9 protein-coding genes are annotated in these 12,710 nt (G+C 59.7%); 8 read left to right on the top strand and 1 reads right to left on the bottom strand.

Annotated elements, in window-relative coordinates; all coding sequences use genetic code 11:
- Positions 1 to 2: 2 nt before the first annotated feature.
- Positions 3 to 1,127: a polysaccharide deacetylase family protein gene (locus ACWHXD_RS05535; protein WP_138761335.1), complete on the bottom strand. Its 1,125-nt coding sequence runs from the start codon at positions 1,125 to 1,127 to the stop codon at positions 3 to 5.
- Between the two features lie 204 nt (positions 1,128 to 1,331).
- Here ACWHXD_RS05535 and ACWHXD_RS05530 point away from each other — a divergent pair, with 204 nt between their 5' ends.
- The 8 genes from ACWHXD_RS05530 (at position 1,332) to algG (ending at position 12,703) form a co-directional block, all read left to right on the top strand.
- Entirely contained in the window at positions 1,332 to 2,240 is a 909-nt protein-coding gene (locus ACWHXD_RS05530; protein ID WP_138761334.1) for a hypothetical protein, read from the top strand.
- 135 nt (positions 2,241 to 2,375) lie between these two features.
- On the top strand, positions 2,376 to 3,155 hold the full coding sequence (yaaA, locus tag ACWHXD_RS05525; protein WP_138761333.1) for a peroxide stress protein YaaA: 780 nt from the start codon (positions 2,376 to 2,378) through the stop codon (positions 3,153 to 3,155).
- An 878-nt stretch (positions 3,156 to 4,033) separates the two neighbouring features.
- Entirely contained in the window at positions 4,034 to 5,350 is a 1,317-nt protein-coding gene (locus ACWHXD_RS05520) for a nucleotide sugar dehydrogenase (protein WP_138761331.1), read from the top strand.
- An 83-nt stretch (positions 5,351 to 5,433) separates the two neighbouring features.
- Complete coding sequence (gene alg8, locus ACWHXD_RS05515; protein ID WP_003188740.1) at positions 5,434 to 6,915, top strand: mannuronan synthase; 1,482 nt, start codon at positions 5,434 to 5,436, stop codon at positions 6,913 to 6,915.
- A gap of 37 nt (positions 6,916 to 6,952) precedes the next feature.
- Positions 6,953 to 8,119: an alginate biosynthesis protein Alg44 gene (locus tag ACWHXD_RS05510; RefSeq protein WP_138761330.1), complete on the top strand. Its 1,167-nt coding sequence runs from the start codon at positions 6,953 to 6,955 to the stop codon at positions 8,117 to 8,119.
- A gap of 8 nt (positions 8,120 to 8,127) precedes the next feature.
- On the top strand, positions 8,128 to 9,648 hold the full coding sequence (gene algK, locus ACWHXD_RS05505; protein WP_414478928.1) for an alginate biosynthesis TPR repeat lipoprotein AlgK: 1,521 nt from the start codon (positions 8,128 to 8,130) through the stop codon (positions 9,646 to 9,648).
- A complete protein-coding gene (locus ACWHXD_RS05500; protein ID WP_138761329.1) occupies positions 9,645 to 11,135 on the top strand; it encodes an alginate export family protein in 1,491 nt (496 codons plus the stop codon). The genes algK and ACWHXD_RS05500 overlap by 4 nt, the downstream gene beginning before the upstream one ends.
- Entirely contained in the window at positions 11,135 to 12,703 is a 1,569-nt protein-coding gene (algG, locus tag ACWHXD_RS05495) for a mannuronan 5-epimerase AlgG (protein ID WP_138761328.1), read from the top strand. The genes ACWHXD_RS05500 and algG overlap by 1 nt, the downstream gene beginning before the upstream one ends.
- Positions 12,704 to 12,710 lie beyond the last annotated feature (7 nt).

Genomic DNA, 12,710 nt, shown 5'->3' with positions numbered 1-12,710 from the left:
CTTCATCGAAATGCCTCGCGACACTCCTGCCAACCCAAGCCACTCTGCGCCGTAGCCTGCAACACCATCGGCAATGCCACCCGCGCCTTGTCCTGAGTGTCGTGAAACACGATCACGCCTTTGCGCCACAGCAGCATCAACGTCAGCACCCGTTGCGCCGACTCATCGGCCTTGAGCTTGCCCGGCTCGTCCTGGGAATCGATGTCCCATAACGCCACTTGCAGGCCCTGTTGCTGGAAGAAGCCCTGGCTGTCTGCGCGGCGCTGCCCATACGGTGGGCGGAACAAGGGCACATAATTTTCCGGCATCAGGTTCTGTACCAGCCCGGCACTGCGGGTGATGGAGCTTTGCCAGTCGACCCAATGGCTGTGGGAGCGGTACTGCCAGCCCTGAAGCCCCACGCACTGCCCTTGGTACAGCGCCTGCACATCGGCGGCGGAACTGCGCTCCACGCGGGTTTGCAAGCTGCTGCCAAGGACAAAGAACGTCGCGTTCATCTTTTGCTTGCGCAGGTAATCGGTGAGCCAGTCGGTATTGCCGCTGACAGGTGCAGGGCCACCGTCAAAGGTCAGCAAAAACATCCGGTCATTGAGTTCATCACCGTTGCGCTCATGATCGCCAAAGCGCGCCACTTCACTGCTGATCTGCGGAAACAGCGCAGCCTTGCGCAACAGCTCGTCCAGATAGCGCTCGTGGAAGTGCCGGCTGGGGGCGGCCCAGCCTATATAGAAAGAGTTGTCACTGACCTCGAACTTGCCGGCCTGCTCACGCAGGTCGTCCATGTTTTCCACCAGGTAGCAGAACGAGGCGTCTTCTTCGCAGCTCTGCTGGGCGAATGTGTAGTTCTCCAACAGCCGTTGCCAGAGCTGGCGACGCAGATCATCGATGGCGGCCAGGTTGATGATCTTCAGACCCAGCCGTTGCTTGAGCGCGGTTTCGTCCTGGGCTTCGCTGGCGATTAAACCATGGGCAAACATCAGGATTTCCGCCCGCGAGGCCACATCGAACAGCGCCGGGCTGCTGAGTTTTTCCGGCCAGGTGCTGCGGTCGAGGCTGGCTACATCAACCGGCGCGGCGTTAGCATTCAGACATAACAGACAGGCGCATAATAAAATCGCAATTCGCACAACCGGCCTCCCCCTCTCCAAAGACGAACGGCACTATAGCTGATCAACCACCCTTCCAAGACGCTGTGGAACCAGAGCCCTGCCATGCCCGTTGGTCAGCCACACAGTGGCGCGCAGACGCCTTTGCCCGGTAGAGTCAATGGCTACCCAACTCGTCGAACGCGCCCCAGGGCGCCTACTTGAACACCTAAGGGATTTTAGAAAATGCATGAACAAGCAAGATTGACCAGGGATCATGCAACATTGGGTCAAGTTGGCGACCTGGTTTCCATTGAAGACATCGAGAAGATCTACTCGACCTCAGCGAATGCGAATAATGCAGTAAAAGTTGCGTGTGCCAACGCGGACTGCAACGCCAAAGTCGGTATTGCCATCATTTCACGCGCCAAGCTGGGCAGAAAAAAAACACCGTCCTCCCATTTTCGTGGATCGCACATTTCCGGATGTGATCGCAAGCCTGCGCAGGCAGCCCAGGCCCCAGCCAATGTATCCCCCACGCTACCCGCCAACCCGCTTAAAAGCACTATACCCGTGGTATGGGTCGGCCCAGTCGGCACCTCCAAAGGTACGGGTAGCTCAAAACCTGGCTCCCCTGGTCAGGTAAATCCATCGGGCACATCTGCTTCAGGGCAATCCCGGGTAGGGGCCGGCACCAGCCAGAGCCAGTCGCAGCGGGTCGAAAGGTTCGCCAAGGCCTGGCTCGAACTGACACAACAAGCCCGCAAGGCACAGCCACTGGGAGCCGCTTGGAACACCGGAGGGACCTATGCGTCCGCCTTCTACCCGTTCGACTATCTAAATACGCAAACAATGGTGCCAATTGGGGAGAAAATCCATACGGCTTCCATAGCGTCTGGAAAGATATCCAACGGCGACTTTCATATTCACCTGAAAGAGCAAACGGCGAGCAATACACCTAAGGTTGTCATCATCGATGCCGCCATCCTCAACTCAAGCACTGCCGGCCAAGCGTTGGCTAAGCATTTGACTAACCAGACGCCACTGGCCAACAAAACCTACCTGTTTTTCTTTGGTGCATTTCAGGCAAACCCCACGTCCGGCCAGGAAGAATTGACCGTCGCTCATCGTTATCACTTCTACGTGCAGACCTGATTGCTCCTCAACCCGCTCGATTCATCGAGCACTGCCGGGGCGCGGCACACCTATCACCATCATAGGTGGAGTCAAATCGCCCCAACCCCTAGAATCGCGCCCACGCTACACGCCACGATTCCAGGAGCCAACTTCATGCTGATGGTGATTTCCCCCGCCAAAACCCTCGACTTCGAGTCCAAGCCGGTCACTGCGCGCTTCACCCAGCCGCAGTACCTGGACCACTCCCAGGAACTGATCGAGCAACTGCGCGAACTGAGCCCGGCGCAAATCAGTGAGTTGATGCACGTCTCCGACAAGATCGGTGGCCTCAACGCCGCGCGCTTCGGCAGCTGGACACCGGCCTTCACTGCAGACAACGCCAAGCAGGCGCTGCTGGCGTTCAAGGGCGATGTGTATACCGGCCTGAATGCCGAGACGTTCAGCGATGCCGATTTCAGCTACGCCCAGGACCACCTGCGCATGCTCTCGGGGCTCTACGGCTTGCTGCGCCCGTTGGATTTGATGATGCCGTACCGCTTGGAGATGGGCACCAAGCTGGCCAATGCCCGTGGCAAGGACCTCTATGCCTTCTGGGATACGCGCATCAGCGAGTGGTTGAATGAAGCACTGGCCGAGCAAGGCGACGATGTGCTGCTCAACTTGGCGTCCAATGAGTATTTTTCGGCGGTCAAGCGCACGGCGTTGAAGGCGCGGATCATCAATACCGAGTTCAAGGACCTGAAGAACGGTCAGTACAAGATCATCAGCTTCTACGCGAAAAAAGCCCGAGGCATGATGAGCCGGTTTGTGATTGAAGAACGCATCAACGACCCGGCGAAGCTCAAGCAGTTCGATGTGCAGGGTTACCGCTTCAATGCGGAGCAGTCCAAGCCGGACAACTTGGTGTTTTTGCGCGATCACGCACCGGAATAAGGCCTGTACAGCCACCAACATCAACTGTGGGAGCTGGCTTGCCTGCGATAGCGGTGGGTCATCCGACTCACCTGTTGCTGATACACCGCTATCGCAGGCAAGCCAGCTCCCACATTTTTGTCTGCATTTCAGCCCCGGGATCGTCATTTATTTGGCGTCAAAAAATATCCAGACACATCCCTAACAATTTCTTCACTCGACACTCGTCGGTTTTTTTCGTAGTGGCACCACTTTTTTTTAACGGTAGTGGCACAAAACTATCCTCTCGCACCAACTCCCCATAACTACTGGCCTAAATAGCAAGTGCTATCAATATAGTACCAGTGCCATCTTTTCTAATATTTCAAAAAATTTCCGGAAAGGGGATGAGCGGCCCGGAACTTCGTCCTGAAGCACCGCTCATACCACCGGTAACGAAATTCTCTGTTTACGTAAGAGATGACTTACATACCGACCAATGGAAGTAGCCAAGTTGTCATAAAGCACTTTGGCTCGAGGGTCATATCATCAACTGATTGAGTTGAGGGCGGCGATAAGGACTCATTGCCAACCCCCTAAAGGCCAAGGCAGCGCTGACCTAAATGAGCCAGTGTTAACACCCAAGGCATTGATATCAAAAGGCTTCTTGCCTGTATCAAAGCCCAGCGGCACTGGCGCCGGACCCTTCCGCCACGGAAAACCGGCTGCATTTCAGGGCAAGCCCCAATAACAAGGCCACGTTGCGCACAACTTGAGTGCAATAGTTAGTCACTCGCTATTTAACATGCCTGCACGCGGTAAGTCGGCGTCTATTCGCCTAACTTTCGCGGCATCAGTGACGCTTGCAAACATGAACTCCGGCCATCTAATGGCATGATTTAAACATAGAGGTAATTGCGATGCGCATCAGCATATTTGGTTTGGGTTACGTTGGCGCCGTGTGTGCCGGTTGCCTGTCTGCCCGTGGCCATGAAGTGGTCGGCGTAGACATCTCCAAGGAAAAGATCGACCTGATCAATGCGGGTAAATCCCCCATCGTTGAACCAGGTCTGGGCGAACTGTTGAGCCAAGGCATCGCAACCGGTCGACTGCGCGGTACCACCAACTTCGCCGAAGCCATCCGCGACACCGACCTGTCGATGATCTGCGTGGGTACGCCGAGCAAGAAAAACGGCGACCTGGAGCTCAACTACATCGAATCGGTATGCCGCGAAATCGGTTTTGTACTGCGTGACAAGACCACCCGCCACACCATCGTGGTGCGCAGCACCGTACTGCCAGGCACCGTGGCCAACGTGGTGATCCCGATCCTCGAAGACTGCTCCGGCAAGAAAGCCGGCGTTGATTTCGGCGTCGCGGTCAACCCGGAGTTCCTGCGTGAATCCACCGCCATCGCCGACTACGACCTGCCGCCGATGACCGTCATCGGTGAGTTCGACACCGCCTCCGGCGATGTCCTGCAGTCGCTGTACGAAGAACTCGATGCGCCGATCATCCGCAAGGACATCGCCGTCGCCGAAATGATCAAGTACACCTGCAACGTGTGGCACGCCACCAAAGTCACCTTCGCCAACGAGATCGGCAACATTGCCAAGGCTGTCGGCGTCGACGGTCGCGAAGTGATGGAAGTGGTCTGCAAGGACAAGACCCTCAACCTGTCCCAGTACTACATGCGCCCAGGCTTCGCCTTCGGTGGCTCGTGCCTGCCAAAAGACGTGCGCGCCCTCACCTACCGCGCCGGCTCCCTGGACGTGGAAGCGCCGCTGCTTAACTCGCTGATGCGCAGCAACGAGTCCCAGGTACAGAACGCCTTCGACATCGTCTCCAGCCACGAAAAACGCAAAGTTGCGCTGCTGGGCCTGAGCTTCAAGGCCGGCACCGACGACCTGCGCGAAAGCCCGCTGGTAGAACTGGCAGAAATGCTGATCGGCAAGGGCTACGACCTGAGCATCTACGACAGCAACGTCGAGTACGCCCGTGTACACGGCGCGAACAAGGACTACATCGAGGGCAAGATCCCCCACGTGTCGTCCCTGCTCAACTCGGATTTCGATGATGTGATCAACAACTCCGACGTGATCATCCTCGGTAACCGTGACGAGAAGTTCCGTGCCCTGGCGCATAACGCTCCGGAAGGCAAACAAGTGGTCGACCTGGTGGGCTTCATGTCCAAGGCCACCAGCGTGAGCGGCCGTACCGAAGGTATTTGCTGGTAACAGCAACGGCAAGTTTCAGGCTGCAAGTGGCTTTATCCCCAGCGCTTGCAGCCTGAAGCCTCCTCACCTTGCGGATGACGCTTATGTCCAAGTTAAAACATGTATTTCTGCAATCGGCCGGCTGGCTGTTCTTTCTCAGCCTGCTGATGGGTCTCGCCCTGCTGTTGCCGGCGAGCACCTTCGATTCGCAATCGAAGAATTTTATTTTCCTGATTGGTGCCGTGGGTATCTGGCGCTACTCGATGGGCGCGACGCATTTCTTTCGCGGCATGCTGTTCCTGTACGTGGTGTACCCGCACCTGCGCCGCAAAGTGCGCAAGCTGGGCAAAGCCGCCGACCCGTCCCATGTGTTCCTGATGGTCACCAGTTTTCGTATCGACGCGCTGACCACCGCCCAGGTCTACAGCTCGGTGATTCGCGAAGCCATCGACTGCGGCTTCCCCACCACCGTGGTGTGCTCGCTGGTAGAAATGTCCGATGAGCTGCTGGTCAAAAGCCTCTGGGAAAAGCTCAACCCGCCGGCTCACGTCAAGCTCGACTTCGTGCGCATCGCCGGTACCGGCAAGCGTGACGGCCTGGCGTTTGGTTTCCGCGCCATCTCCCGCCACTTGCCCGACGACCGCGCCGTGGTCGCCGTGATCGATGGCGACACCGTGCTGGCCGAAGGCGTGGTGCGCAAAACCGTGCCGTGGTTCCAGCTGTTCGGCAATGTCGGTGGCCTGACCACCAACGAATTCTGCGAAGTGCGCGGCGGCTACATCATGAGCGAATGGCACAAACTGCGCTTCGCCCAACGCCACATCAACATGTGCTCCATGGCCCTGTCCAAGCGCGTGCTGACCATGACCGGGCGCATGTCGGTGTTCCGTGCCAGCGTAGTGACCGACCCGGGCTTTATCGCCGACGTGGAAAGTGACTCGCTGCAACACTGGCGCCTGGGCCGGTTCAAGTTCCTCACCGGGGATGACAAGTCCAGCTGGTTCAGCCTGATGCGCCTGGGCTACGACACCTTCTACGTGCCGGATGCGGCGATCAACACCGTGGAACACCCGCCGGAAAAGAGCTTCATCAAGGCCAGCCGCAAGCTGATGTTCCGCTGGTACGGCAACAACCTGCGCCAGAACTCCCGCGCGCTCGGCCTGGGCGTACGTCGCCTCGGCCTGTTCACCAGCGTGGTGTTGTTCGACCAGCGCGTGTCGATGTGGACCTCCTTGCTCGGCCTGACCGTGGCCATGATCGCCACCTTCAAGTACGGCGGCGCGTTCATCCTCGCCTACCTGCTGTGGATCGGCATCACCCGCCTGATCCTCACCCTGCTGTTGTCGTGCTCCGGCCACAAGATCGGCCCGGCCTACCCGCTGATTCTCTATTACAACCAGATCATGGGCGCGTTGGTGAAGATCTACGTGTTCTTCCGCCTTGATCAACAGTCCTGGACCCGCCAGGACACCAAACTGACCCGCGATTTGGCCAGCTTTCAACGTTGGTTCAACACCTGGTCGTCTCGGACCATGACCTTCTCCGCCGGCAGCATCTTCGTTGCCGTGTTGCTGATGATGGTCTGACCCAGCCAAGCCTGAATTAACCTAGGAATTACACCCGATGAATAGCCAAGTAAACGCCAACGTTGTCCATGAATCCGAAGCTCAGCGCCAACACGCCCGGGTGAAAATCCCGGCCAAGCTTCGCTTCTTCAACAGCGACCGCACGCCGACTGAGGCGAAGGTTATCGACCTGTCCGCCGGCGGCCTGGCCTTCACCGCTACCCAGCCGCTCACCATCGGCCAAGTGCACAAAGGCCGCCTGCAGTTCGTGATCGATAACCTCGGCCTGGCCATGGACGTGGAGCTGCAGATTCGCTCTTACGACCGCCAGACCGGCCGCACCGGTTGCCAGTTCCAGAACCTCGATGCCCAGGATATTTCCACCCTGCGCCACCTGATCACCTCGCACCTGTCCGGCGACATCGTGACCATGGGCGACGTGCTCGCGACCCTGCAACGCGACAACTTCACCAAGGCACGCAAGGTCAAGGACGGCGGCAGCGGCATGACCGCGTTCGGTCGCCTGCGCGCCGTGACCTTCAGCCTGGCGATCTTTTTGGTGGGCCTTGCGGCCTTCGGTTTTGTGGTCAAGTCGCTCTACGGCATGTACTTCGTCAGCCACGCCCAGGCCGGCCTCGTCAGCGTACCGGGCATGAACGTGACCATGCCCCGTGACGGCACCGTGCAAAGCCTGCTCAAAGGTGATTCGGTAGCGGCCAAAGGCGCGCCACTGGCGACCTTCAGCACCAGCATGCTCGATGTGCTCAAGGGCCACTTGGATGAAGACCAGTTGCAACCGGCCAAGGTCGAAGAACTGTTCGGCAAACAAATGACCGGCACCCTGACCTCGCCGTGCGATTGCGTGGTGGCCCAGCAATTGGTCGCCGACGGCCAGTACGCCAGCAAGGGTGATGTAATCTTCCAACTGGTGCCACGCGGCAGCCAGGCCAACGTGGAAGCACGCTTCACCTATCGCCAGTTCGGTGATGTGCGCCCGGGTACGCAGGTGAACTTCCAGGTCGCCGACGAAGAACAGGTGCGCACCGGCACCATCGTCAGCAGCACCAGCCTGAACAGCGCCGACTTGTCTTCTGACATCCGTGTGCAGATCAAGCCTGACGCACCGCTGGACAGCACCTACGCCGGCCGCCCGGTGGAAGTCACCAGCGACCGTGGCCCATCGCTGAACTGGCTGATCGACAAAGCCATGGCTCACGGTCTGTAAGCGAGGACATGCCTGTGACTCTTCCAAATACACCGTTGACCCATGTGGGAGCCGGGCTTGCCCGCGATGCAGGCGACTCGGTGCATCAGTTGCACCGCAGCGATGCCATCGCAGGCAAGCCAGCTCCCACACAGAGCAGATTTCACTTGGCCTCTGCGTACTGCGCGCTGGCACTGGCCGTGAGCCTGGCCGGTTGCGCCGGCCTGCCCGACCAACGCCTGGCCAATGAAGCGCTGAAACGCGGCGACACCGCCACCGCGCAGCAGAATTACCAGCAACTGGCAGAACTGGGTTACAGCGAGGCCCAAGTGGGCCTGGCCGATATCCAGGTCGGCACCCGCGACCCGGCGCAAATCAAGCAGGCCGAAGCCACCTACCGTGCAGCGGCAGACACCTCGCCCCGCGCCCAGGCGCGTCTCGGTCGCCTATTGGTAGCCAAGCCCGGCGCCACCGAGGCCGAACACCATGAAGCCGAAAGCCTGCTGAAAAAAGCCTTTGCCAATGGCGAAGGCAATACCTTGATCCCGCTGGCGATGCTGTACCTGCAATACCCGCACAGTTTCCCCAACGTGAATGTCCAGCAGCAGATCAGCCAATGGCAGGCAGCCGGTTACCCGGAAGCCGGCCTGGCCCAGGTGCTGCTGTATCGCACCCAGGGTACCTACGACCAGCATCTGGATGATGTGGAGCGCATCTGCAAAGCCGCGCTGAACACCACGGATATCTGCTACGTCGAGCTGGCCACGGTCTATCAGAAAAAACAGCAGCCGGAACAACAGGCCGAACTGCTCAAGCAGATGGAAGCAGGCTACAGCCGCGGCACCGTCACCGCCCAGCGCGTCGACAGCGTCGCCCGCGTACTCGGCGATGCCACCCTTGGCACCCCGGACGAGAAAACCGCCCAGGCGTTGCTTGAAAAAATCGCCCCCGGCTACCCGGCGTCCTGGGTCAGCCTGGCGCAACTGCTCTACGACTTCCCCGAACTGGGCGACGTCGACCAGATGATGAAGTACTTGGACAACGGCCGCGCCGCCGACCAACCACGCGCCGAATTGTTGCTGGGCAAGCTCTACTACGAAGGCAAGTGGGTGCCCGCCGATGCCAAGGCCGCCGAGGCGCATTTCGAGAAAGCCGTGGGCCGTGAAGTGGCCGCCGATTACTACCTCGGCCAGATCTACCGCCGTGGCTACCTGGGCAAGGTTTACCCGCAAAAAGCCCTGGACCACCTGCTGACCGCAGCGCGCAACGGCCAGAACAGCGCCGACTTCGCCATCGCCCAACTGTTTTCCCAAGGCAAGGGCACCAAGCCCGACCCATTGAACGCCTATGTCTTCAGCCAGTTGGCCAAGGCCCAGGACACGCCAGAAGCCAATGACCTGGCCACCCAGCTCGAAGCGCCGCTGACCCCTGCGCAACGCGCCGAAGGCCAACGCCTGGTGCAACAGGAACTGGCCGCCCGCGGCACCCTGGCCCAAAGCACGCTGCAACTGCACGCCCTGCAAGAAGAAGACGGCGAGGAATCCCTATGAAGCTCAACCCATTCGTCAAGGCCGGCATCGGCCTGTCCTTCGCCCTGCTGTGGTCGTGCCCGACCCTGGCCGCGCTCACCGAAGCGAAGAACTTCGGCCTGGAAGTCAAAGCCACCGCGCAGTCTGAAGATGACCGCGACCTCGGCACCCAGAAAGGCGGCGACGTCAACGGCATCGGCCTCGACCTGCGCCCCTGGATCTACGGCGAAAGCGGCGCGTGGAGCGCCTACGCCATGGGCCAGGCAGTGGTGTCCAGCGACATCATCGAGACCGACACCCTGCAACAGTCGACCGATGACACCACCGAACAGCAGTCGAGCAACGACGACCGCAAGGCCAAGAAAAACTACTTGGCCCTGCGTGAGTTCTGGGTCGGCTACAGCGGCTTCACGCCCTACCCCGGCGAGATCCTCAAGTTCGGCCGCCAGCGCCTGCGCAATGACGACGGCCAATGGCGCGACACCAACATCGAAGCGTTGAACTGGACCTTTGACACCACCTTGCTCAAGGCCAATGTCGGCGCCGCCGAACGCTTCAGCGAATACCGCACCGACCTCAAGGAACTGTCACCGGTCGACAAAGACCGCCAGCACTTCTACGCCGACGCCGCCTACCAGTGGACGCCGGGCCAGTGGATCGGCGTGCGCGGCCACCACACCCACGACGACGGCAAGCTCGACTACGCCGAACCGGGTGTGGCCAGCGACCCGTTGGACAAGCGCGAAAACGGCGACCTGACCTGGCTGGGCATCGAAGCCAACAGCGATGCCTACAACTGGCGCAACACCAACACCGTCAACTACTGGGCGAGCATCACCGGCATGCGCGGCGACCGCGACAAGGTCAACGCCTTGAACGCCGACGGCACGCGTCCTACCAGCGCCAAGCGCAGCGATGACCTGAGCGGCTGGGCCACCGACATCGGCGTGCGCCTGCGCCTGGACCCGCAGTGGCAAGTCGGCGCGGCCTATTCGCGCGCCAGTGCCGAGTACGAGCAGAACGGCCTGCAAAGCAACCGCTCGAACTGGACCGGCACCCAGTCCCGCGTGCATCGCTTCGGTGAGGCGTTTCGCGGCGAGATGAACAACATGCAGTCCATGAGCCTGTTCGGTTCCTGGCAGTTGCGTGAGGACTACGACGCCAGCCTGGTGTACCACAAGTTCTGGCGCGTGGATGGCAACAAGCCGGTGGGCAGCAACGGTATCGACGCGGTGCAGAACAACACCGATGACGTCACCGGCGCGATCCTCTCCAGCACCTCCCTGCCGTTGGAAGACGGCAAGAAAGACCTCGGCCAAGAGATGGACCTGGTGGTCACCAAGTACTTCAAGAAAGGCTTGCTGCCTGCGGCGCTGAGCCAGTCGATCGACGAGCCATCGGCCCTGGTGCGCTTGCGTGCCGGCGTGTTCAAGCCCGGCGATGCCTATGGCAGCCAGGTCGACTCCTACATGCACCGCGCGTTTGTCGACGTGGTCTGGAAATTCTGATGGGAGCCCGCGCCATGAATGCTCAAAGCCTACTCGTCGCGGCAATGCTGATGGCCAGCGCCACAGCGTTCGCCGATACGGCGGCCAAGGCGCCGACCATCGCCAAGGAACTGCAACAGGCCAAGACCTACACCATTTCCAGCCCACCCACCGCGCCGCTGGAAATGGCCAAGCCGGCGCTGCCCGACCTGTCGGGCTACACCGCGCAGGCGATGGAAAAGAAGATCGTCAAGACCAAGACGGGCAAAATCAGCATCCGCCGCATGATGCAGGAAGACGCGCTCAAGGACTTTATCGGCGGCGATAACAAGATGGCCGAATGGGTGGTGCGCCAGCACGGCATTCCCCAGGCGATCTTCGTCGACGACGGCTACATGAACCTCAAGGACCTGCTGGGCAAGGTGCCCAAGCAGTACTTCAGCGAAACGTCGCCGGGGGTGTTCCTGGCCAAGTTGCCGATCGTGGTAGGCCGTAAAGGCATCCTCGATATCGACAAAAACACCCAGGAGCTGCGCCTGTCCCAGCAAGCCGGTTCGTTTTTGATCAACGACGGCCAACTGTTCGTGCGCGATACCAAGGTCACCGGTTGGGACGAAAAAGCCAACGGCCCGGCGCTGTTCAAGTCGGCCAAGGAGTTCCGCCCGTTCCTGCTGGCCTGGGGCGGCACCGAGACCTATATCTCCAAAACCAAGATGGCCAGCTTCGGTTACGCCAACAGTAAGTCGTACGGGGTGAGTATTTCCCAGTACACGCCGAACATGGCCAAAGTGCTCAAGCGCCCTGAGCCGACCGGTTGGATCATCGATTCCGAGTTCTCGGACATGTGGTACGGCTTCTACTGCTACGAGACCACAGGCTTTGTGATCAAGGGCAATACCTACAAAGACAACATCGTCTACGGCATTGACCCCCATGACCGTTCCCACGGCCTGATCATCGCGGACAACACCGTGTACGGCACCAAGAAGAAGCACGGCATCATCATTTCCCGGGAAGTGAACGACAGCTTCATCTTCAACAACCGCAGCTACGACAACAAGCTGTCGGGCCTGGTGATCGACCGTAACAGCGTCAACAACCTGATCGCCGACAACGAGATCTACCGCAACCACACCGACGGCATCACCCTCTATGAGAGCGGTGACAACCTGCTGTGGGGCAACAAAGTGATCAGCAACCGTCGCCACGGGATCCGCGTGCGTAACAGCGTGAACATCAAGCTCTACGAAAACACCTCGATGGCCAACGGGCTGACCGGCGTGTACGGCCACATCAAAGACTTGACCGACACCGACCGCGACATCGCCCTCGACCCGTTCGATGCCAAGGTCTCGCTGATCGTGGTTGGCGGGGAACTGGCGGGTAACGGCAGCGGGCCGCTGTCTATCGACTCGCCGTTGAGTATCGAGCTGTATCGCGTGTCGATGCTGGCGCCGACCAAATCCAGCGGCATCAGCTTCTCCGGCATCCTGGGTGACCGCCAGGAAGAAATTCTCGACCTGCTGGTACGCCAGCAGAAAGCCGTGCTGATCGACCCCGTCGAACGCCAGACCGAATTGCAGGACTGAGGATGAC

The organism is Pseudomonas fjordensis (assembly GCF_976987115.1).
The sequence above is the reverse complement of the archived record's forward strand: the minus strand, read 5'-3'. Positions and strand labels throughout refer to the sequence as shown.